The sequence below is a fragment of the Candidatus Albibeggiatoa sp. nov. BB20 genome, from assembly GCA_016744725.1.
GTDB lineage: Bacteria > Pseudomonadota > Gammaproteobacteria > Beggiatoales > Beggiatoaceae > Albibeggiatoa.
The window spans coordinates 1-24,652 of sequence record JADGDW010000055.1 but is presented as its reverse complement, the minus strand read 5'-3'; the positions used below and the strand labels follow the sequence as shown (position 1 = coordinate 24,652).

Below are 24,652 nucleotides of genomic sequence, written 5' to 3'. Positions count from 1 at the left end.
ACTTTGGGTTATGGCTTATTAGTAATATTAAAAATTGTTGCTAAACAGAAAGCATTTTCTAAAAAGCAAAAACAATTACCCAAGCATGATTCATCTCATTTTGAACAAGTTTAAATTTGAGGAAGCGTATTAATGGATAAAAAAACTTCCTCTAATGATTATGATACTGAATTACAAGCTACACGTTTAACTTGTACAATTGGAGTTGTTAGTATCTTAGTTATTGTTACTTTATTTCCAACAAGCTCACCTATTTTAAGCACAATGAGAGGTATTTTGCTTGCTCTTGTTTCACTTATGACTACCATTCTTGGATTATATTTGCCAAATATATTAAAGCGCTGGGAGAGTAAAAACAGGCAAAAAGAATATGAGTACAAACGTGCTAAACTTTGCGAAGAAAGAGATGAATATACAAATCTACGGAAGAATACTAGAAACAGGTCAGAAAGAGAGCTTTTTAGTCAAAAAATAGAAGAAATTGAAACTAAATTAACAGTTTTACGCGAAGATCACTTTTAATATAGCTTTCATTTTTCCCACCTTCATAAATCCTTAATAAAAATAATTTGGTCTGAAAATCACTATGCTCCACGCAATCAGTCTGAGTAACGTCAGTAAAACTTATAAATCTTATCAAAGTGGTTGGAACAGACTGCAAGAAATTATCACTCATAAACCAACTGCCCAAGTGTTTCATGCCTTACAGCCGCTTAATTTACATATTTCACACGGCCAAGTGGTTGGATTGGTAGGTAATAATGGTGCGGGAAAAAGCACTTTCCTAAAAGTAGTTGCAGGTACTTTAACCCCTGATCTTCATGGTGAATGTCAAACCTTTGGGCGTGTATCGGCTTTATTGGAACTGGGTTCTGGTTTTCATCCCGATATGACAGGACGGGAGAATGTATATTTAAGCGGTACGATTATTGGCTTGAGTAAAGCTGAAATTAATGACTTATATGATGAAATTGTTGCATTTGCAGGCATTGCCGATTTTATGGATCGCCCAGTAAAAACCTATTCTTCTGGCATGTTTGTGCGTTTGGCCTTTGCGATTGCCACTTGTGCGAATCCCGATATTTTGATTATTGATGAAGCGTTGTCAGTCGGTGATGGTAACTTTGCCCGAAAATCATTTGACCGTATTATGCAATTTCGTGAACAAGGTAAAACCATTTTATTTTGCTCTCATTCCTTGTATCAAGTTGAGAAAATTTGTGACCGTGTGTTGTGGTTAGATAAAGGGATGCTTAAAATGGATGGCCTGCCTTCACAAGTGTTGACGGCCTATACTGAGTTTTTAAGTACAGATAGTAATCAAGATGTGGAAAACCAAGCACCCCAACAATCTACCAAACCTCCTACATCTAAATCCATTGCGCGAATTACCCGCGTTATCGGTCATGCGAATGGCAAAACGGGTGATGAATTAGTTCTCAAAACAGGACAAAGTGACTTTTGGATCGACATTCAGTTTAATTATGATGTGAAATTGCCGAAACCAAGCTTAGGCGTTGCGATCTGGCGCAAAGATGGATTGTTAGTGGCCAGTGCCTCAACTCACAATGATGGCTATGTTTTAAGCCAATGTGAACAGGGTCAAGGACAAATCAAAATTCAATTTAAGGATTTAATTTTGCTCAAAGGCAATTATACGGTACATGTTTCTTTAGGCTGTGAAAATGCGATTCATTTATACGATCAAATTGTCACTGCATTATCATTGCAAGTCGAACAAGAAGGCGTTGAACAAGGGGTTGTGACTTTAGCCCATGAATGGCTGGAGGAAAAGGTTTGAATTTAACCAATTGATTCTATTTTAAAATAGTTAAATTCTGACACGAGACATTATTTTTAAAACTGCTTAAGTTTCTCAGGAGTGCAAGATTTATCTTGTTTGTACATACACGGCTTGCTAAACAGGTTTTGTGCTCCTATAGTCATTTTATTTTAAGATGATATAGTCCTAGATTCTAAAACTATTTGATATTTAAAGTATTTCAGGACTGCCAGTCCTCATACTCAAGACAGAATTGACTATAATCTTACGGTTTATTTTCAATCAATCATAAATACTATTCTGTCCCTCAGGCACATGTTTAAAGCGTTTATAACTCCACTGATATTGGGTTGGCTGCTGCATAATACAGTGTTCAACCCCTTGATTTAATGCTTGAGTTGAAATGGCTAAATCACTGCTATTGATATCAGGGTGTGCAGGAAAAAAATGAATATGAAATCCATCGTCAAGCCGTTCTGCAAAAGTAAAAATCACAGGTGCTTGAGTTTTACTGGCAAAACGTGCAACTAATACCATGGTATCCGCTGGCTGATTAAAAAAAGGTGCAAACACCCCATTACCGCGACTTGGCACTTGATCTGGCAAAATACCGATGACTTGTTGCTGTTTCAGAGTTTGATATAAAGCTTTAATCCCTGTTTTATCGGTTGCGACATAACGACCGCTAGCCCGTTGCCGTGCATCGAGAATAAATTGATTTAAGCCTAACAACTTTGGTGGACGATATAACGCCGTCATTGGATAATGTTTTGATGCATATAATCCCGCCATTTCCCATGCGCCAAAGTGTGGCGTTAATAAAATAACCCCTTTGTCCTGTGCTAATGCCTGCTGCAAACAATCCTCATTGCTGACTTTTTTGACCAGACTCAGGGTTTTCTGTGACCGCCATAGCCATAACGTACCTAATTCAACAAAAGTTTTACAGGTTTCAATAATACTTTTTTCAATCCATCGTTGTTGTTCAGAAGCAGGCAAATCAGGAAAACATAACTCAATATTCGTGCGCGTGACCGACGCGATACGCCAGTTAGGATGACGCGCAATCCACTTACCTAAGCGCGTCGCCAATCGATAATTCCAAGCTAAAGGAAAAACTGCCAAGATTCTCAAACAAGTCTTAATTAAAACTGCACGCATGAGTTATTCAGACTCTTCTTGTTTTTTGGGACAAGGTTTAGCGTGTTCTCTATTTTCTTGAAGGGCTTCTTTATTTTTTGTCACTTCTTTAAAAATATCACCCATACCTGCAATTGAGCCAAGAATCTGTGTGGCTTCATAAGGCATTAATACCAATTTTTGATTGTTTGCCCGACCGATTTCTTTTAAGGCTTCAACATATTTCAAACCCAAAAAGTAATTAATCGCCTGTACATCGCCTTTAACCAATTCCTTAGACAAAAGTTTTGTGGCTTCTGCTTCAGCACTGGCCAACATTTTCCGCGCATCAGCATCATAACGGGCGATTTCAATATCCGACTCTGCATTTAGAATCGCTGATTTTTTCGCCCCTTCTGCTTGTAAGATTTGCGCGGTTTTCTCACCTTCTGCATTTAGAATCAACGAGCGTTTATGACCTTCAGCCTTTGAAACTTCAGCCTGTTTACTACCTTCTGCATCTAAAATTTGTGCCCGTTTATTCCGCTCGGCAATCATTTGCTGTGCCATCGCATCCACCAGATTTTTAGGCGGTTTAATATCCTTAATCTCAACCCGTGAAATCTTAATTCCCCAAGGGTCAGTGGCATCATCAACCACTCGTAGCAGATTATCGTTAATCTTTTCTCGATCAGATAAAATGCTATCCAGCGGCATTGAACCCATCACACTACGAATATTGGTCAAGGTCAGTTGCTTAATCGCCTCATCAAGATTGTCAATTTGATAGGTGGCTTTTTCAGGATCAAATACTTTATGGAAAACCACACCATCCACTGTAATCATTGCATTATCTTTGGTAATAACACTTTGAGCTGGAATGTCTAGCACCTTTTCTTTCATACTGATTCTATTGCTGATTTGGTGCAAAAGTGGCACAACAAAATGCACACCAGCTTCCAAGGTTTTGGTATAACGTCCAAGATATTCCAACGTATATTTCATACTTTGCGGTACAAAAATAACACTAGAAAAAGCAACATAACCGACAAACAGCAGCACAAAAAGGCTACCTAATACAATAGCAAACAGGTTTAGCGTTCCCAAGTCGTTCATAATTACCTTGCGTTATGTGTATCCTGTCCAAGCATTTCAGGAGTGACTAAAACAATCCCTTTGTCCGTGACAAAATAGCGTTGCTTATCCTGTTCTGCATCTTCACCAATCACCGTATTAGGTGGAATTTGACAGCCTTTATCAATCACCGCGCGTTTGATTCGGCAATGACGACCGATATTGACATTAGGTAAAACCACTGCATCTTCTAATTCACAAAAAGAATTTACTACTACATTTGAAAATAATAGTGAGCGACGTAGTGATGCCCCTGAAATCAAACAGCCACCAGACACCATGGAATCCACAGCCATGCCTCGGCGGTCATCGTCATCGAATACAAATTTGGCTGGAGGAAGTTGCTCTTGATATGTCCAGATCGGCCATTCTGTATCATATAAATTCAATTCTGGAGTCACGGAGACTAAATCAATATTGGCTTCCCAAAACGCATCCACTGTGCCCACATCGCGCCAGTAAGATTGTTGATTATCGCGTTTATCATGGAATAAGTAGGAATAGACTTTATGGGTTTTAATCAAGGATGGAATAATATCTTTGCCGAAATCATGGCTGGAATCTTTGGAACTCGCATCAGAATACAGTTGCTCGTATAAAAATTCCGCACTAAATACATAAATTCCCATTGAAGCCAGTGCAACATCAGGATTATTCGGCATTGATTTAGGATTATCTGGTTTTTCTTGGAATTCAACTACTCGATGAGCATCATCCACTGCCATTACTCCGAAGCCTTTTGCTTCTTCTAAATCAACTTCTATACAGCCTACCGTCATATCTGCATTACTTTCAACATGCTGCGCAATCATTGGCCCATAGTCCATTTTATAAATATGGTCGCCTGCCAAAATCAACACATAGTCAGGTTTATGACTGCGTAAAATATCTAAATTTTGATACACCGCATTGGCCGTACCTGAGTACCAAGAGCTTTCATCTAAGCGTTGTTGTGCGGGTAAGAGCTCAATAAATTCACCAAATTCACCACGTAGAAATCCCCAACCTTTTTGAATATGTCGAATCAGAGAGTGAGATTTGTACTGAGTCAGCACTGAAACGCGCCGAATCCCTGAATTGATACAATTAGACAATGGGAAGTCAATAATCCGAAACTTACCACCAAATGGGACACCGGGTTTTGCACGCCAATCGGTTAGATTTTTTAAGCGCGAGCCACGTCCACCAGCTAAAACCAATGCCAACGTATTACGGGTCAATTTACTAACAAAACGTAAGGATTGCGGTTCAGCCATGAGATTTCTCCTCTCTCCCAAAATTAGGTTATATTTGTATCGACTCAAGGATAGCTAATGATTCAGCATTTTTTATTAAAGTGTACTATATGTGATAGCCTAGCTGGATATCCTATTCAATCTTGAGTCCTTAGGATTAATAAGCACGAACTAAAATATTTTTACAGTATTGTACCTTATACTGAAAATGTTTATCCACAAACTCAGCCTGTGAATGTACGGGTTTTGGATCAATGGGAATATCAATTTAATAGCTCATGTTACGAAAATGAAAAAAATTTGAAAGAGTAAGGGTGGAATAGATGAGTCTTTGATGTTGGTTATTATTAATAAATTGTCTCTCACCGTATTCCACCACCATCCCAAGTGTATTGTATATTTTGCTGGAAAACACTGCGCTATTCCACCCTACATAAAATGAAAAGTTGTTTTATTTACGTAAGGTAAGTTAATAGGAAAATGCTTTTTTGCTCGACTTGAGAAAAACGGATCAAATTTGAAAATAAGCGGTTTTTTGTTCCATGAGTTGCCATAGGCTCTTTGCTGTAAAATGCCTATTTTAATTGTGCTAATCCCGTTATTTATAAACATCAACAATTAAATTTATTTACAAGCATTTGTTAATTTCTCTCGATATTGCAATGACTTTCTGCTACATTATTTCGACTCTCTAACACTTCTAAACTCACCTCAACTCACATAAAAATCATGAAAACTAAAGTTGATGTTAAGCAAGCGGACATAACCTTGCTTGAAGTAGATGCTATCGTCAATGCAGCCAACGAAAGTTTAATGGGTGGTGGCGGTGTAGATGGCGCGATCCACCGTGCAGCAGGTACAGATTTAAAACTGGAATGCCGCACTTTAGGTGGATGTCCGACAGGGACTGCAAAAATCACTCAAGGCTATCACTTACCTGCAAAACATATTATTCATACTGTAGGGCCTATTTGGCGTGGCGGGGTGGATAATGAAGCCGAAACTTTAGCAAATTGCTATAAAAATAGCTTACAAGTCGCGCTTGATAATAATCTTAAAACCATTGCGATTCCTGCGATTAGTTGTGGTGTTTACGGTTATCCTATTATGGATGCAGTTAAAATTGCAGTCAAAACCACTTATGAATTTATTGCCGAACATCAAGGTATTGAACGAGTTACTTTTGTCGCTTTTAACGAAGAGATATTTCGAACTTATCAAATGGCGTTGAATACGGCTATGTTTGCACCACCTGAATATTACAAAGTGCCAAACGAGGTAAAAAATGATGACCAGTAAAGTGGCTTTAGTCACAGGCGCAAATCGCGGTATTGGTTTAGAAATTTGTCGCCAGCTTGCTCAACAAGATATCCAAGTGATTTTAGCTTGTCGCGATATAGAAAAAGGCCAAATGGCGGTTAAAAATATCGGATTGGATAATGTGATTGCGCATCAACTCGATGTGACGGATGAGCAAAGCATCTTAAATACTGAACAATGGATTAAAAAACAATATGGCCGTTTAGATATTCTAGTCAATAATGCTGGGATTTTTCCTGATATAGCAGGCAGCGCATCTGAAGCAGGCGGCGCGGAAAGTAGTATTTTTAATGTCAGCGTCGATATTGTCCGCACGGCAATGGAAACCAATTTATATGCACCGCTGCGTTTATGCCAAGTCTTTATTCCAATGATGATTGAGCAAAGTTATGGACGGGTGGTTAATATTTCCAGTGGTATGGGACAATTGAGTGAAATGGATGGCTGTTGCCCCGGCTATCGTACTTCTAAAACTGCATTGAATACGGTGACTCGTGTCTTTGCTGCTGAATTGAAAACGGCTCAGGTGAGTAATGTTTTAATTAATTCCGTCTGCCCCGGTTGGGTGCGTACTGATATGGGCGGTATGAATGCGGATCGTGATGTGCAACAAGGGGTTGAGGGCATCGTATGGCTTGCGACTCTGGCATATCATGCTGAAACGGGTGGCTTTTTCCGTGATAAACAACAGATTGCATGGTAAAAATCGTTTTTATTTTTTCGGTACATTTAAAGTATAGTGCAAATTAAAACGGTATAAATTCGATATAATAAGTTAGGATTTTATCGTGCTTTGTTCATGCTTTGTTATAGATAGAAGACCATTAAACCCATGTTACAAAAACTGCGTACTCGTCTAGCCGCTTCAGAGGCTTTGCCACAGCTATCGCTTTTGGCTGTGATTATAGGGATTATTACTGGGTGTGTTGTTCTATGCCTACATTGGCTGGTTGCATGGGGGCAAACTCAATTTTTAACAAAGGCCGATGACTTTGAAAGCTTACCACCATTATTTCGGGTTTTATTGCCTGTTATTGGCGGCTTAGTTGTCGGCTTGCTGATTCAAAGTTTTAGACCTGAAAATCGAGCGGTCGGTGTGGTACATGTGATGGAACGCTTAGTTTATCATCAAGGCTATTTACCGTTACGCAATGCTATTCTACAGTTTTTTGGGGCTGCAATCTGTTTGATTTCGGGGCATTCTGTTGGACGTGAAGGACCTGTGGTACACCTTGGGGGTGCAGCAGGTAGTTTGCTGGGACAATGGCTTAAATTACCCAATAATAGTTTAAGAAATTTAATTGCTTGTGGTGTCAGTGCGGCAATCGCCGCCTCCTTTAATACACCTCTTGCCGCAGTGATTTTTACCATGGAAGTGGTGATGCTTGAATATTCCGTGGCCAGTTTTACCCCTGTGATTATTTCAACGGTTATTGCAACCATGCTGACTCGCCACTTTACCGAAATAGATACAACCTTTCAACTTTCCTCAGAGATGGCATTTCTTCAGCCAAATACAGAATTATTTTATCTGGTTTTAGTGGGTATTGTGATTGGCCTAGTTGCGACCTCATTTATTTATATATTGGAGTTTGTAACAAAACATATTGCGCCGCGATTTTCAATTTGGCAGCGTACTACTTTGGCTGGATTATTAACAGGGATTGTCAGCTTATGGGTGCCTCAAATTATGGGAACAGGCTATGACACCATAAATGAAACTTTAACAGGGGATTCTGTGTTTAGCGTACTCTTAATAATCGCCGCTGCTAAATTATTTATAACGCCTATTTGTTTGGGTTTAGGCCTACCGGGTGGTTTAATTGGGCCTATTTTACTGATTGGTGCAATGGTTGGTGGTGCAATGGGGATGCTGGTATCAAACTTTTTGCCTCATGCGCCAACAGAGCACATGTTGTATGCAATGCTGGGTATGGGTGCAATAATGGGTGCAGTATTACAAGCTCCATTGGCTGCCCTCACCGCGTTACTAGAATTTACCTATAATCCCAGTTTAATTTTACCTAGCATGGTTGTGATTATCAGTGCTAATTTGATTACAGGGAGTTCTCCTTGGCGTAAACAATCTGTATTTATCGAACTGATGCGAGCACGAGGCTTAGATTATCAAACTGATCCTGTTTCTCAATCTCTGCGGCGGATTGGGGTTATTCATGCAATGGAGCAAAACTTTGTGATATTGCCACGTGACACACATAAGGCCGAAATTATTGAAGCTCTATGCCATAATCCACTGTGGATTGTCACGCACGATCAGCAAGGTTATTATCATTTATTACGCGCTTCAGATTTAGCCCATTATTTACAAAGCAGCGAAATGACTGAGGTGGTTGATTTAATTTCGATTCCTGCTCAACGTCAGCAAATTATACCTATTTACTCTCAAGCAACATTGCAGGAAGCCCAAGAAACACTAGATAAGCAAGACTGTGAAGCCTTATATATTATTGATGTTTCTTCAAAATATACTACTGATGAGAAAAATACAAAAATTCAAGGTATTTTAACCCGTCACGATATTGAAACTCATTATCGTTATAGTAGTCATTGAGTATGATGAATAACTATATTTTAATAAGGTTTTTATAATCGTGGATTTATTGTCTATTTTATTTATGATTGTTTTATTTCTAGCCTTGAAAGGTTTTTTTTCGGGTTCTGAAATCGCGCTGGTCAATGCAGATAAAATCAAATTACGCTATAAAGCCCGTCAAGGTAATAAAGGCGCGAAAATGGCGTTGAAAATGTTTGAAACCCCGCATGTTATTTTGGGTACAACCTTAGTCGGGACGAATATTGCTACCGTTGTTTTAACCACGTTAGGCACAAGTTTGATGATGGGTTATTTTGGTAAAATAGGCGATTTATATGCGTTTTTGATTTTCACCCCATTATTACTGATTTTTGGTGAAATTGTACCTAAAAGTGTTTATCAGCAACAATCTGATTATCTTGCACCGATCATTGTTTATCCTTTGCGTTTTTTTGCAACCTTGTTTTATCCTCTCGTATTTATTTTTTCTCGTATTGCACATTTGATGGCGCGTTTACTTGGCGGTGGCAAATCTGAGCAAAACTTGTTTATTACTCGTGAGCAGTTACGCAGTATTTTAGATATGGCTGAACGTAGTTCCAATGTTGATGTATTTGACCGTGAACGGATTTCGCGTGCAATTCGGTTTGCTGATACCTTAGTCGGTGAAGCAATGATTCCTGTGGCTGAAATGGTCGCGTTGAATTATAGCCGCAGTACGGCTGATGCTATTTCATTGGTACGGCGACGTGGTTTTAATCGTTTACCTGTTTATCACAACAATATTACCAATATCACAGGGATTGTGACGATTTCAACATGGGATTTGTTAGATAAAGATTTATCCAATACCCGATTAGAAACCATGATAAAGCCTGCTTATTATGTTTCTCAGTTACAGACTATTGATGAATTATTGCCAGTATTACGTGAGCGTGAGGATCATACCGCGATTGTGGTTGATGAATTTGGCTCAGCGATTGGGATGATTACGATGGAAGATATTTTAGAAGAAGTCGTCGGCGAGATTGATGTGGGCTATGATTTTGAAGAGTATTTACCCAAACGTCGCCGTATTTTTGAAATGTTAGGTGAAGAAGTTTTTTTAATGGATTCTCGTATCCCTATCTCAGAAGCCAATGATGTATTAGATGTCCACTTACCAACCACTGAAGCCCATACTATTGGTGGCCTAGTGTTATCACGCTTACGCCATATCCCAAAAGCAGGTGAATCCACTGTCATTAGCGGCCTTTGCTTTACGGTTGAAGAAGCCTCCGAACGCGCGATTTTAAAATTGCGAGTAGAACCAGACTAATTGCTTGTTATAGTCAATTTCATCTTGAGTATTAGGACTGGCAGTCCTTAAATGCTTTAAATATCAAATAGTTTTAAAACATAGGACTGCCAGTCCGTATCCTCTTAAAATAAAATGACTATATAACAATATTTTTCCCTTCTTGTTAATATAATTTCGTTCTCTGTAACCTCAAACTCTGCAACCTCAAATTGCGATTTATCCACCAAATGTTGCAATGCAATAAAATAATGACTTCTCACATAAAGAATTGGCTTTAATATGTTATAATTAGTTGTTTTAATTTCTAATTTTCATAATAATATCTCAGGGGTTTTTTGTGTTTTTTAACTTCGATAATACAGCTTATGGCTCTAAGAATGACATTCTTTCTGGTCTCACTGTTGCACTTGCCCTCGTGCCAGAAGCGGTAGCATTTGCATTTGTTGCAGGGGTCGAACCTTTAGTTGGATTGTATGCAGCTTTTATAGTAGGGCTGATTACGGCGGTGATTGGCGGTCGCCCCGGCATGATCTCAGGCGCGACAGGCGCACTAGCTGTCGTCATGGTGGCATTGGTTGCAGAACATGGGGTTGAATACTTATTTGCAACAGTCGTTCTGATGGGCTTAATTCAAATTCTGGTTGGATTTTTTCGGCTAGGAAAATTTATTCGCATGGTACCTCATCCTGTGATGCTCGGTTTTGTGAATGGCTTAGCGATTGTGATCTTTCTTGCTCAACTCAAATCATTCCAAATTACAGATGAAAATGGACAGAGCCAATGGTTACAAGCTGATATGTTGTACCTGATGTTAGGCTTGGTGGTATTGACCATGGCAATCATCCATTTTTTACCCAAATTAACTAAAGCCATTCCATCATCGTTGGTGGCTATTGTTGTGGTTTCATTGATTGTGATTGGTTTAGGTTTGGAAAGCCGCACCGTGGGTGATATGGCTTCAATTGCAGGCGGATTACCCGCATTTAGCATTCCTAGTGTTCCATTTACCTTAGAAACTTTAATCATTATTTTTCCTTACGCGGTGATTTTGGCTGCGATCGGTTTGATTGAATCTTTATTAACCTTAAGTTTGATTGATGAATTAACCGAAACCCGTGGACGTGGCAATAAAGAGTGTGTTGCTCAAGGTGTTGCGAATGTTACAACAGGCTTTTTTGGTGGTATGGGTGGTTGTGCCATGATTGGGCAGAGCATGATTAATATTAATTCAGGAGGGCGTGGTCGTCTTTCTGGTATTACGGCTGCGTTGTTTTTATTAGCCTTTATTTTATTTGCTTCTGGCTTGATTGAAATAATTCCATTGGCGGCATTGACTGGTGTCATGTTTATGGTGGTGGTTGGTACTTTTGAATGGTCTAGCTTGAAGATTATGGGCAAGATTCCGCGTTCTGACGCATTTGTATTAATTTTGGTATCGGGTGTGACCGTTGCGACCGATTTAGCAATTGCGGTGGTTGTAGGTGTGATTGTGTCTGCGTTGGTTTTTGCGTGGCAACATGCGAAGCATATCAATGTCAAAACTTATGAAGGCAATATGAACAACAAAGTTTATGAGTTGCACGGGCCTTTATTTTTTGCTGCAGTGAATAATTTCCATAATTTATTTGACCCAGAAAATGATCCTGATGATGTGATTGTGGAGTTTCAGCATTCTCGGGTTATGGATCACAGCGCAATTGAAGCCATTGACAATTTAGCAGAGCGTTATTTAAATGCTGGAAAGCGTTTGCATCTGCGTCATTTAAGCGAGGATTGTCGTAAATTATTGCGTAAAGCAGGTGATTTGGTCGAGGTGAATGTGATTGAAGACCCGCGTTATCCCGTTGCAGATGATTTGCTTGCTTAGAAATAGGCTTTAAAGTGATAAGCTCTGCTTAATAAGTTAATCTTTGAAGCAGAGCGGCTTAAACCCACATTATCAAATTGAACTGGGTAGCCGCGAGCAAAGACAAATTTAAAACGCTGTGTATTAATTTTCAATCTGAATGTTTTTCTATACCAGTACGTTCTGCAATTTCAGTATCAAAACCATCAAGACTTGTTTGGTTTCTTTGCAACCAATATCGTTCAACCCCTTCTTTGCCCTGTTTATCAGACCATTTTGCTAAATAATCCCGATCAGCTTGATAATCAAAATAAGGTACAGCCATACCACAGGATGATAAAACAAGCGAAATATCCAGTATGAAAATTTGTCTTGAGGCAATATTTTCTGGAAACAGGTTTGTAAACTGTGACCATTCCACATCATTCCGATGCAAAACACGGGCATTTCCATAAGTTTTAAGTATCAGTGGTTTACCTTCAAATGCGCAAAACATGATTGTCATTCTTGGATTGCGCAAAACATGAGCCGAAGATTCATTGCCGCTCCCCGTTAAATTGAGCCATGCAATCGTATTTGAATCAATCACACGAAGCGAATTGCCACCTTTTGGTGATACATTAACATTGCCTATTTCAGCCGCTGTACCCACAAAAAATATTTTTTGATCGTTAATAAACGCAATATGTTTATCTGAAAGTGCCGTAAACTTCTGACCCATGTCAACCTCCATCATAATTACTTGTTAAACAATGGTATCTAATACCCAATAAGAACAGGGTAAATATAAAAAAACAGCAAGCTATTCTTTATATTTATGTTTTTTTCGGTTTGGTTTTCGATAGTTGCACAACTCTTTAATCACATCTGTTTTAGAAAATTGTAATTGCAGCCCAAAATGCATATTTCTATTTAGCTTGTTTGTTTTAAAGCCAATACCATCAATAGTATATATGCCTGAGCGATTGATGGTTTTTCTTTGTTTTTTTCTCTTTCTTATCGCGCTGGACTTTTCGTAATACCCAAATCGCCTTTTTGTATAAGAAAAATTGTGATGAAAATTAGTTTTTACACGAAATCTACCTAATAACGAGTTAGTATCCTCGCCGAGTTTTCTCCAAACTCTAATTGCCATATTTTTGCGTCTTATGAGGCTAACGCCGTGCCTTTCAGTAATAAAAAATGATGTTTTCTATTCTACCCATCCTACATACGTAAGGCGAGTTATCTAAATCATTCATTGTCCAAGAAAATAGATCGGAGTCAGAGGTAATCTTTTTTTATCTTCATCTGGGAGTTTTTCATAAAAATCTTGCCATAATCCAATGAAGCGATCGAAGTCAATTAATTCAACATGAACATGGGAGTTTCGGGCAGTGGCTTTGGCATCGGCGGTGAATCCACCTGTGGATACAAAAATCCCCACATCACCTTCTCTTTGCAGTAAACCCATTAACTGCCTGATTTCAGATACAGTAGCGGCGGTTTCACGGTGTTTGATTTGGACTTTCATTCTAGGAGTGACTGTGCCTAATGGATCACGGTAGGCAATGACATCTAAACCACCATCTTTGCCTTTAGGCGCGATAAAAGGAGTGTAATAGCCCATGCCTCGTAACAGTGCGGCAACCACATCTTGAAATTCATAAGGATTAAGGTTGGCAACAAAGGCTTTTAAGCCCTCAATTGCAATTTCTTCATATTCGTCAATAGTGGCTTCGCTGAGTTTTTTAGAGCGTTCTTGCTCTTCTTTTTCCTCTTCTTCTTCATCCACATTATCAACAACTTGTCTGGCTTTCCATTCCTGATAGGCATAGCTAGCTTGTAGTAGTAAATTAGATTCACCCAATTCTAAAGCTGCTTCGCCTTCAGGGGTTAAATACCAAATTCCATTATTTTTGAGTAAAAAGCCTGCTTTTCTACAATCAATGGTATAAAACTGTAAAATCGATTCCCAGCGTACTTTGCCTGATTTTTCGTATCGGGCTTTTGCCCACGCATCTAAATCAACACGCTTACCCACTTCTTCTATGACTTTTCGGCCTTGAAGCTCACCATTATGCTGTTTCAGCACCCCAAATGCTGTAAAAATTAATTTTTCGGCTAATTTTAATGATTTGGAGTTCCGTGCTTTGCCCATAAGCCCCTCAGTATCCAGTATCTTTTATAAATAATTGATGTTATGCAAAAAGAATCTATGTTTATTGGGGTTCAAAGTTTCAATTTTGCAGAAGCCCAATGGTTCAAAAATAAGCTTAATGAAGCCTAAATGGATTGAGTTTTAATTTCTTAGAATAGATGAATTTTAAATACAGTCTAAAGCTAAAATTTTGAACGCTTTATTGATCGATTACTGCATAACCTGATTGAGTAAATAAAGATTTTTGCATAGTAGCTTAAAATAAGAACACTGTAACCTTAAATGATAAAAACAGTTGCTTAGGCTCAAATGGGATGCTGTAACAATGTGATATAAAGAGATAAAAATTTATAAAGCGATTTTGATATTTGCTAAAAATAAACAATGATGTAGATACAGCTTCACTTAGAGGTGCATTTTCTTCAAAAATAATCAAGGCTTTTGAATAAAAATCAAAAACTAAACATCAAAAATCAGTATAATGCGCTTAATTTTTTGCAAGTGAGAAAAACGCGGTGATTACGAAATTACGCAATGTTGCCATTATTGCCCACGTTGACCATGGTAAGACGACTTTGGTTGACCAATTGTTAAAGCAATCGGGCACATTAGGAGATCGAGTAGAAGAAATGGATCGAGTGATGGACTCCAATGATTTAGAAAAGGAGCGAGGCATCACCATTCTAGCTAAAAACACCGCGCTTAAATGGAATGATTATCGTATTAACATCGTAGACACACCGGGACACGCCGACTTTGGCGGAGAAGTAGAACGGGTTTTGTCTATGGTGGATTCAGTTTTATTATTGGTTGATGCAGTTGATGGGCCTATGCCTCAAACACGATTCGTGACTGAGAAAGCTTTAAAACGTGGCTTACGTCCAATTGTGGTTGTGAACAAAATTGACCGTGATGGTGCACGCCCTGATTGGGTTGTTGACCAAACATTTGAATTATTTGATAATCTTGGTGCAGACGATGGCCAGCTTGATTTCCCTATTATTTATGCTTCAGCATTAAAAGGATATGCCAGCCCCGATAGTTCTGTGCGTGAAGGTGACATGGAATCGTTGTTTGCAATGATTGTTGAACATGTACCAATTCCTGACGTTGATCCAGAAGAACCTTTTGCATTACAAGTCAGTGCCTTGGATTATTCAAGTTATGTTGGTGTCATTGGTATTGGTCGGATTAGTAGTGGTCGGGTTAAAACCAATACGCCTGTTGCAATTGTCGATGTAAAGGGCAATAAGCGTCAAGGTCGTATTTTGCAAATTTTGGGTTTCCATGGTTTGAAACGGGTTGAAGTTGAAAGCGCAATGGCGGGTGATATTGTTGCCTTCACAGGGGTTGATGTTTTAAATATTTCAGATACCTTGTGCGACCCCAATCATATTAATCCATTACCTGCATTGAGTGTGGATGAGCCGACAGTCAGCATGACCTTCCAAGTCAATACCTCTCCTTTTTCTGGCAAAGAAGGTAAATATCTCACGTCGCGCCAAATTAAAGCCCGCTTAGAACGTGAATTGTTACATAACGTGGCATTGCGAGTTGAAGAAACCGAAGACCCTGATAAATTTGAAGTTGCTGGTCGTGGCGAATTGCATTTAGGTATTTTGATTGAAAATATGCGTCGTGAAGGTTACGAGTTGGGTGTGTCACGTCCACAAGTGATTATGAAAGAAGTTGATGGTGTTATACACGAGCCATTTGAATCTTTGACGGTTGACGTAGAAGAACAAAGCCAAGGTTCAGTGATGGAAAAATTGGGCGAGCGTAAAGCCGAAATGACCAATATGCAACCTGACGGCAAAGGTCGGATGCGGATTGATTTTGTAATTCCTTCACGTGGTTTGATTGGTTTCCGTACTGAATTCATGACCATCACCTCAGGTACAGGTTTGCTCTACCATTCGTTTGACCATTACGCGCCAATGAAAGAGGGCACAATTGGACAACGGATTAATGGTGTGTTGATTGCTAACGGTGCAGGTAAAAGTTTGGCTTATGCCTTATTTAACTTGCAAGGTCGTGGACGTTTGTTTATTGGTCATGGCGAAGAAATCTACGAAGGCATGGTGATTGGAATTCATTCGCGCGACAATGATTTGGTGGTTAATCCATTGAAAGCTAAACAATTAACCAACATTCGGGCTGCAGGTACGGATGAAAACTTAATATTGACCCCACCGATTAAGATGAGTTTAGAACAAGCGTTAGAATTTATCGATGATGACGAATTGGTCGAAGTGACTCCTAAAACCATTCGGATTCGTAAACGTTACTTAAAAGAGCACGAACGTAAAAAAGCATCACGTGGTACTGCGTCGTAAAATAGGTCCTATAGTCAATTCTATTATTTTTAAAATATAGGACTGCTAGTCCTGTATCATCTTAAAATAAAATGACTATAGCCGTCGTTTGATTTTTGGGGTTGGACAACAAAAGCCTCAAAAATCAAAAAACCTAATCAGGATCAATCACAAAATAGAGTCAATTTCGGCTTGTATGTTGGACTGCTAGTCCTGTATCACTTTAAAATAAAACCACTATATCTTGATGTCTAATGCTTTAATCTGTTCAATGAGTAGTCGATATTAGGTTTAAATAAAATCTTGCAAGACCAATTCACATTTAAAGATGTGTGCAAAGCGATGATTGCAGAACCCCATCCCAAGCTTCCCTCACTTTCAAATTATCGTTTTCCAACTGATTTTATCTAGCGATTGAACAGCCAATTTAATCCAAAAATTAAGGCTGACAAGCTGCCAATAAAGAAACGCTATTTTATATTTATCTCATATAGTTGTAGAATTATCCAGAATATAATTCAAGTTGCTGATTGAGGGGTAGGTGATGCGGACAATTATGTGGCTATTCTTGTGTCTGACCAGTGTTGCACAAGCCGAGATTTCAATCAATGATAAGCCATTATCAACTAGCAATGGATTGTATAATATTTCGCAAGATTTAGGACAAACGGTTGGTAATAACTTATTTCACAGTTTTGATCGCTTTAATTTAAATCAAGATGAAATAGCACAATTTTCAGGCTCTGAACAAATTCAAAATATCATCTCACGGGTGATTGGTGGTGAGTCCAGTTTTATCAATGGCACACTACGTTCAACGATTCCTAATGCTGATTTTTACTTTCTCAATCCTTACGGCGTATTATTTGGTGCATCGGCAAAACTAGAGATTCAAGGCAGTTTTCATGTTTCGACCGCAGATTATTTGAAATTATCCGATAATGGTGAATTTCATGCACGATTCCCCGAACGTGATTTATTAACGATTGCTCCCGTTGCCCATTTCGGATTTTTAACCGACTCACCCGCCGCATTGTCTTTTACAGGCAGTCAATTAACGACCGCATTGGATCAAGATTTTTTTATCATAGGTGGCGATGTTAGCATCAGCCAAGCGGCTCGATTACAAAGCTCGGGCAATCTCAATATTCAAGCCGAACAATTTTCCTTAGATAGCAGCATATTAGCAATTGAACGCAGCCAACGTGCAACCAAAACCCAACTCACTATTGCAGCTCAAAATATTTCCATTCTCAACGGTTCACAAATTACCACCGATGCGATCAATGATAGTTTAGGTATTGATATTCGCTTAACCGCGACGGATTTGATTTTAGCTACGGGCTTAGATGCAGATGGAAGTCCCGTGCGCCTATTTTCAACAGTTGGTATTGATGAAAATGATAGCAGTGCGTTTGGTGACGTGGCATTGACGGCAAATAATATTGAATTTAGCAATGGCGCAGCTTTATTCACCCTAACCAAAGGGCAAGGCAAAGGAGGCGATGCTCTATTTGATGCTAAAAACCAAGTGCTATTTACAGGTGGGCGCAATGAAAAAGAGGGCGTTTCAACCAGTATTTTATTAAGCACTGAAAGTAAACAAGCAGATGCAGGACCTAGTGGAGATGCCATTGTTAATGCTAAACAAATTACAGTGGATAACGATGCCTATTTTTACACTGGTGCAGATGGCAATGGATATGGTGGAAATATCAGACTATTAGCAGAACAAATTCTGGTTGACCATGGTGCTGAACTGGTGACAGGGACAACAGGTTTAAACGATGGTGGTGATATTGAATTACAAGCACAACAAGTGGCATTTAAACAGGGTGGTGCTATTTATAGCTTAAATTATTATGGCAGTGCGGGAGATTCTGGTGATGTCATCATCAACGCATCTAGTTTATTACTGAACCGAGGTGGTTTTTTCTATGTTACCTCTTATGGCTCAGGTAATTCGGGCAATATCAATATAGAGGTTGAAGATACACTCACCTTAAGCGAAGCATGGGAATTAGGCGGAGGAATTGCCAGTGCGATTTTTTCTAGTTCTAAACCTCAATTAACCGGTGTACAAGGCGGTGACAGTGGTCATATTGATATTAAGGCCAGACGTTTGTTAATGCGTGATGGTGCGTACATCAGCGTGAGTAGTTTGGCAGGTTTAGGCTTACAAGCAGGCAAGGGTGGCAGCATTACCATTGCAGTCCAAGAAGATATTGATATTCAAGGAGTTAATCCATTTGGTGAAAATGAAAGCGGCTTTGCATCAGGTATTTATTCTCAAACCATTGGCAATGCAGAACAAGGTGGCTCAATTAAATTAACTGCCAACAGTTTAAATTTATGGGATGGTGCACAGCTATCAAGTACAACATTGAATCAATCTCAAGGTGGGGATATTCAAATTGATATTGAAACCGAAATTAATATTAGTGGAGACGCTTCACAAATCCCATTAAACTCACCCTCAAATACTCAAATCACCTTTTTAGATACATATACGCTCAGTCCTAATTACAACCAATCAACCAGCGGTATTTATGCAAATTCAGAGTCTAAAACCTTGGATGCAGGAGCGGCAGGTAATATTATACTTAATGCTCAGACTTTGAAATTACAACAAGGTGGAACAATTTCAACCACCAGTTTGGGCGGTAACAATGCAGGTAATATTAATATTAACGTCAATCGATTAGAAATAGATGATCGAGCACAAATTGCGTCTGAAAGTGAGTTTAGTAATGCTTATCAGTTTAGCAATGCAGAACAACGTGATGCCGCCTTACTGTCTCAAGGTGATGTGGTTGAAGTTCAAGATATTGGTAATGGTAAACAGGGCAATTATATCAATACAGGTGACAGTTTAGTTCGGATTCAACAGCCGATTGATACGGTTGCCAATATGGATGAATTGCAACAATTAGGTGAACGCTATGAATTTGCCGAAGGTGACATTATTACGGTGCAAGATGCAGGAGATGGACAAGCCGCCTCTTTAATTTATACCCGTTTTTATTTTGAGAATGAACAAAGTTTAGCCACATGGACCGCATTTAAAGCGACATCTAATTATGTGGCAGATAACACGGATGGTTTAAATCGTATTAATGGGCGCGCCTATTTTCCGTATGAAGATATTCCGTTTGAGCAAGGGGATAGAATTCACATCAACGACATGGGTGATGGTAAAGCAGGTGATTTTATCTTTGTTGAATTACCTTTTCCTAGTGATTCCCGCATTTTTGCTCGATTGGTCAAAGTCAGTCGATTTTCCGTTAATGATGTCGCTGAACTACAAACTTTGGCAAACAATAATTCACTGCAAATCTTTCTTAATAACTATCCCATTGCAACTTTAAGCGATGAACAGGGTACAAAACAGCAATTTCTTTACACTAATCAGCAATGGGTTCCATTCCGTAACCGTTATACAGTTGATAGCACCTTGGCAATGAATAATTTAAGTTTAGCCAAAGTTGGCGATCAAGTGGCTTTAGATGCGGAACTTGAGCAGCAAATTTACACGGGACAAGATTGGATTCAATTACAATCCAGCGACCAAACGGTACAAAACCAAGTTGGATTACAACAGTTTGATGCTATTGATGGTGATTTAGTCCGGGTTTTAGAAACCGAGACTGGGCGACCTGAATCCTATTTATATGCCAATGGACAATGGTTACGTCAGGCGAGGGGTGGCGATGCGGGTACGATTCAGATTAAAGCTGAAAAACTACAACTAGGCCACAATAGTGCGATTACCACAGAAGCTATCAGTGGCGGTGGAGGTGCAATTACATTGGATGTTGAACGTTTGGTTTATCTTAATCAGAGCCAAATCTCAACCAGTGTACAAGAAGGGCTTGGCAATGGCGGTGGTTTAACTTTAACTGAGCCGCAATTTTTACTGATGAATCATGCCCAAATGATTGCACAAGCGGATGAAGGTCAAGGTGGTAATATCCAAATTGTAGCCAATCAATTTCTGAGTTCACCTGATAGCTTAGTGTCAGCTTCTTCACGTTTGGGGATTGATGGCAATATACGGATTGAGTCACCAGATGAAACAGTTAGCGATGGGCTATTACATTTGAATAACAATTTTATGAAAAAAGTCGGAATCAGGAATTCCTGTAGAGCCATGGTTGCAGGACAAGTACCCACGGAATTCCAATTGCCTTTCACTTTTAAAGCAAATACCTATCGTTTTCCTAATGATTTTATTGGTGATTGGATGCCTAGCAGTTTGGCTGGAACACAACCTTATTCTTGTGATTAATCAGCTTTTATTTTACTGCTAACTCAAATAGTTATAAAATCACATAAATAGTATAGTCGTTTTACTTTAAAGTGATATAGGACTGGCAGTCCTAAGTTTTAAAACTGATTGATATTTAAACAATAATAGGACTGCAAGTCCTAACGCCCAAGATAGAATTGACTATATATACGGGGAAGGATATGCCATTTTTTAGCCTATGGCTTGTGCTCATGTGTTTGATGAATATTGCCCAAGCAGATATTTCAATAAACAATAAACCACTATCAATTAACAATGAAAGTATATTTAATATTACCCAAGATTTGGGGCAAGCGGTTGGCAATAATTTATTTCACAGTTTTGATAATTTCAATTTAGATGCTGGCGAAACTGCGCAATTTTCTGGTTTGGGACATATTCAAAACGTAATTTCTCGTGTTATTGGTGGTGAACCCAGCTTTATTAATGGCACAATCCGTTCGACCATTCCCAGTGCTGATTTTTACTTTTTAAATCCTTATGGTATGGTGTTTGGCGAATTTGCAGATGTAGATATTTTAGGTAGTTTTCATGCGTCGACTGCAGATTATTTAAAATTATCTGACAGTGGTGAATTTCATGCCCGCTTTCCTGAGCGTGATATTTTGAGCGTAGCACCCGTTGAAGCTTTTGGATTTTTATCTGACATACCCGCTTCAATTCAACTTAACAAATCCGTTCTCATTACCCCAAAATACAGCACGCTTTCATTAATTGGTGGTGAACTCAATTTCCAATCCGTTGGCATTGTTGGACAAATAGCAGATATTAATTTAATTAGTATTGGCGGCCAAGGGGAATTTAGTTTGAATACTAATACTCAAGCACCCCCATTTGGCAATATGCAAGCTAATGATTTGGTGATTTATAGTGATGAGGGTGGGCGTTTAAACATCCAAGCTAATACCTTACAACTGGATAATTTTACATTACGTGCTATTGCAAGGAGTCAAACAGGAAGAGGCATTTATATTTCTGCTGAGCAAATCACCTTGAATAATGGAGAAATATTCGCAAATACAGACAGCCGCTTTTCAGCAGATACAATTCAATTAAAAGCAACAAAAACACTGTCATTGTATGAAATGGATTTACAAGCCGTGACCTTTGGAGAAATGTCTCAAGCCAGTGCTGCAGGACGAATCATACTCGATGCACCATCCATTAAATTGGACAATACGTCACTGAATGTTTCGACTTATGGTGCAGGGCAAGGTGGTTATATTGGTTTAAATGCAGAACAGCAGTTAATATTAACTGAAACATCAACAAATGGAAACAGCTCACTTAATGCCTCAACAAATAGTCAAAATCCAAATGCAGGTCAAGGGGGTACTATTTCAATTAACGCAGAAAATATGCTAGTAGATCAAGGTACATTTATAGTCAATACAAGTGCAGGTATAGGTGATGGTGGTTTAATTGAGATACAAGCGCATGAATTAACCTTGTCTGGCAAAGCAAGTTTGAATAATCCAACGGGTATTTTTGCAACAACTAAGTATAAGGATGACAATGCAGGCAATAGCGGTAAAATCACAATCCAAGCTGATAATATTTCAATCACAAATGGGGCTGAAATTAATAGTATTTCAAAAGGACAAGGGCATTCTCAAAATATTGATATTGTGACTAATACATTAACAATTCAAGGCGGCTCTGTAGACTTATCAACTGGGATTTTTGCAAATACTGAAAGCGAAACCATAAATTCAGGAAATGGCGGCGATATTTCTATTCAAGCTCAAGATGTCACACTTTTAAATGGTGGACAAATCAGTAGTTTTTCAAATGGTGGGGGTCTCAGTGGTAATATTAGCATTGATGCTTCACAGTTAAACTTAACAGGTTATAGCATTGTCAATACAAATTTAGGTGAACAAACTATCATAAGTAGTATTTCCTCTAGTTCTGGAAGTAGTGCAGGTAATGCAGGCCAAATAAATCTCAATGTCGAAGAAATAACTATGAATGAAGCAGGTGGTATTTCTAGTGCTTCAAGTGGTGGTGGTTCTGGTGGAAATATCAATATTGATGCACTTAGCTTATATATGGATAAAAACAGTTTTATTAGTAGTAATGCAGATGGTTTAAAAGGTATAAATATTGGTAATGCAGGTAATATTCAGATACAAGCTGATGATGTTGAATTACATAGTCAAGCACAAATATTAAGTGCTTCTAAGGGATTGGGTGATGCGGGTAATATTAATGTCATAGCAGATAACATCTTATTGCAGGATTTTTCTACAGGTATTTTCACATCTTCAAGCAATACCGAACAAGGTGGCAATGCTGGTGAAATCACAATTGAGGCAAATCAACTAAGTTTATTAAATGGCAGTGGTATTGATGCACTTACTTGGAATGGTGGACAGGGAGGTGCAATCAATCTTAATATTAGCAAGAAACTGTTAATCGACGGTTTTGATACTGGGATTTTATCAAGCACACTTAACTTAGAACAAGGTGGCAATGCAGGCAATATTACTATTCGCTCACCAAATATTACGCTGCAAAATAAAGCTCAAATTAATAGTTTGACTCAAGGCTCGGGACAGGGTGGTAAAATCCGTATTTATGCAGATGACTTCACGATTAATCATAATCAAATGGGTATTAGTGGAAGAATAACGGCTATCTATAGCGATTCTCTAAGTAGCGCATCCATAGCAGGCAATGCGGGTAATATTTTTCTTGAAGTAGCTCGTTTACATGTTGTTGGCGGTGCTCAAATCAGCTCAGAGACCAATAATTCAGCAGGTGGCAATATTCAGATTTCAAGCCTGAACTTAATACATATAGCCCAAAGTCAAATTACAACCAGTGTCAAAGGAGGGAGTGGTGACGGAGGCAATATTACATTTAGCAATCCACAATTTACCGTTTTAAATCAAACTCAAATAACTGCACAAGCAGAAGTGGGTCGTGGTGGAAACATCCGTATTATTGCTAATCAATTTATTCAATCTCCCAATAATTTTATTTCAGCTTCGTCACGTTTAGGCATTGATGGCAGTATAGAAATAATTTCTCCTGATGAGACTGTAAGCAATAGCTTATTAAGCTTAGAAAATAGTTTTTTTAAACCCATTAAAATCCGAGATATGTGTAAAGAAGCTATTGCAAATCAATTACCTACTGAATTCCAAGTGCCATTAAGCTTTAAAGCTAATATTTTTAAACGCCCCAATGATTTTATGGGTGATTGGATACCAAGTGAGGCTTATAAGCTTATGTCTTGTTATTAATTAATATTGAACAAACTCAACTGTTAAAGGTGTCGTCACCAAACGGGAACAATCTTGCACTGAATAGCTGAGTTGTCCTGTTTCTAAATATTCAAGATTAGGATCAACTTCGGCATAAGGATTGGGTAATGGGGTGGCTGCTGTATCGAATGTGGGATAAAGCGAGAGGCTTTGCTCAAAATAAGTCACTTTAAAACTACCATCCGCTTGATAGAATACGTTTTCAACCCCGTCAATTTGTTGCAGCAATGTTTGTAATTTATTCGGATACAAAACCGTTGGATATACCAATTGAGATGAACCATCAGGATAAACCACATAAGCCTGTTGCAATGCACGTAAGTTC

At 38.7% G+C, this 24,652-nt stretch carries 17 protein-coding genes; 10 read left to right on the top strand and 7 right to left on the bottom strand.

Annotated features, from left to right (window positions below; all coding sequences use genetic code 11):
* The first annotated feature begins 132 nt into the window (after positions 1 to 132).
* Positions 133 to 522, top strand: coding sequence for a hypothetical protein (locus ABXH34_RS08165; RefSeq protein ID WP_353571381.1), 390 nt, complete (start codon positions 133 to 135; stop codon positions 520 to 522).
* 64 nt (positions 523 to 586) lie between these two features.
* Complete coding sequence (locus ABXH34_RS08160) at positions 587 to 1,801, top strand: ABC transporter ATP-binding protein (protein WP_353571380.1); 1,215 nt, start codon at positions 587 to 589, stop codon at positions 1,799 to 1,801.
* A gap of 264 nt (positions 1,802 to 2,065) precedes the next feature.
* On the opposite strand, the gene ABXH34_RS08155 is transcribed toward ABXH34_RS08160, so the two are convergent.
* From ABXH34_RS08155 to glgC, 3 genes are read right to left on the bottom strand one after another with little or no spacing between them, the layout of a single operon-like run.
* Positions 2,066 to 2,944, bottom strand: a complete 879-nt coding sequence (locus ABXH34_RS08155) for a lysophospholipid acyltransferase family protein (protein ID WP_353571379.1) — start codon at positions 2,942 to 2,944, stop codon at positions 2,066 to 2,068.
* A 3-nt stretch (positions 2,945 to 2,947) separates the two neighbouring features.
* Entirely contained in the window at positions 2,948 to 4,018 is a 1,071-nt protein-coding gene (locus ABXH34_RS08150; protein WP_353571378.1) for an SPFH domain-containing protein, read from the bottom strand.
* A gap of 2 nt (positions 4,019 to 4,020) precedes the next feature.
* Positions 4,021 to 5,292: a glucose-1-phosphate adenylyltransferase gene (gene glgC, locus ABXH34_RS08145; RefSeq protein WP_353571377.1), complete on the bottom strand. Its 1,272-nt coding sequence runs from the start codon at positions 5,290 to 5,292 to the stop codon at positions 4,021 to 4,023.
* Positions 5,293 to 6,000: 708 nt separating this feature from the next.
* Between glgC and ABXH34_RS08140 the strand changes: the two genes are divergently transcribed.
* The 5 genes from ABXH34_RS08140 to ABXH34_RS08120 all read left to right on the top strand — a co-directional run bounded on the left by ABXH34_RS08140 (position 6,001) and on the right by ABXH34_RS08120 (position 12,312).
* Entirely contained in the window at positions 6,001 to 6,570 is a 570-nt protein-coding gene (locus ABXH34_RS08140) for an O-acetyl-ADP-ribose deacetylase (RefSeq protein WP_353571376.1), read from the top strand.
* Positions 6,557 to 7,294, top strand: a complete 738-nt coding sequence (locus ABXH34_RS08135) for an SDR family oxidoreductase (protein WP_353571375.1) — start codon at positions 6,557 to 6,559, stop codon at positions 7,292 to 7,294. Before ABXH34_RS08140 ends, ABXH34_RS08135 begins: the two co-directional genes overlap by 14 nt.
* Before the next feature lie 129 nt (positions 7,295 to 7,423).
* Positions 7,424 to 9,163: a chloride channel protein gene (locus ABXH34_RS08130; protein ID WP_353571374.1), complete on the top strand. Its 1,740-nt coding sequence runs from the start codon at positions 7,424 to 7,426 to the stop codon at positions 9,161 to 9,163.
* 40 nt (positions 9,164 to 9,203) lie between these two features.
* Complete coding sequence (locus ABXH34_RS08125; protein WP_353571373.1) at positions 9,204 to 10,463, top strand: hemolysin family protein; 1,260 nt, start codon at positions 9,204 to 9,206, stop codon at positions 10,461 to 10,463.
* A gap of 319 nt (positions 10,464 to 10,782) precedes the next feature.
* On the top strand, positions 10,783 to 12,312 hold the full coding sequence (locus ABXH34_RS08120) for a SulP family inorganic anion transporter (RefSeq protein WP_353571372.1): 1,530 nt from the start codon (positions 10,783 to 10,785) through the stop codon (positions 12,310 to 12,312).
* A 130-nt stretch (positions 12,313 to 12,442) separates the two neighbouring features.
* Here the strand turns inward: ABXH34_RS08120 and ABXH34_RS08115 are convergent, their stop codons facing one another.
* From ABXH34_RS08115 to ABXH34_RS08105, 3 genes are all read right to left on the bottom strand, one after another.
* The gene (locus tag ABXH34_RS08115; protein WP_353571371.1) at positions 12,443 to 13,012 is read right to left on the bottom strand and encodes a pyridoxamine 5'-phosphate oxidase family protein; all 570 of its coding nucleotides are present in this window, start codon (positions 13,010 to 13,012) and stop codon (positions 12,443 to 12,445) included.
* Between the two features lie 81 nt (positions 13,013 to 13,093).
* Complete coding sequence (locus ABXH34_RS08110) at positions 13,094 to 13,426, bottom strand: hypothetical protein (RefSeq protein ID WP_353571370.1); 333 nt, start codon at positions 13,424 to 13,426, stop codon at positions 13,094 to 13,096.
* Positions 13,427 to 13,528: 102 nt separating this feature from the next.
* Complete coding sequence (locus tag ABXH34_RS08105) at positions 13,529 to 14,431, bottom strand: restriction endonuclease (RefSeq protein WP_353571369.1); 903 nt, start codon at positions 14,429 to 14,431, stop codon at positions 13,529 to 13,531.
* Between the two features lie 515 nt (positions 14,432 to 14,946).
* Here ABXH34_RS08105 and typA point away from each other — a divergent pair.
* From typA to ABXH34_RS08090, 3 genes are all read left to right on the top strand, one after another.
* The gene (gene typA, locus ABXH34_RS08100) at positions 14,947 to 16,767 is read left to right on the top strand and encodes a translational GTPase TypA (RefSeq protein ID WP_353571368.1); all 1,821 of its coding nucleotides are present in this window, start codon (positions 14,947 to 14,949) and stop codon (positions 16,765 to 16,767) included.
* 523 nt (positions 16,768 to 17,290) lie between these two features.
* On the top strand, positions 17,291 to 21,034 hold the full coding sequence (locus ABXH34_RS08095) for a two-partner secretion domain-containing protein (protein WP_353571367.1): 3,744 nt from the start codon (positions 17,291 to 17,293) through the stop codon (positions 21,032 to 21,034).
* Between the two features lie 212 nt (positions 21,035 to 21,246).
* Positions 21,247 to 24,306 carry a two-partner secretion domain-containing protein gene (locus ABXH34_RS08090; protein WP_353571366.1) on the top strand — a complete coding sequence of 1,020 codons (3,060 nt, stop codon included), beginning with the start codon at positions 21,247 to 21,249 and terminating at the stop codon, positions 24,304 to 24,306.
* Here ABXH34_RS08090 and ABXH34_RS08085 read toward each other — a convergent pair.
* On the bottom strand, positions 24,307 to 24,652 hold a 346-nt coding region (locus tag ABXH34_RS08085), incomplete at its 5' end, for a hypothetical protein (RefSeq protein WP_353571365.1).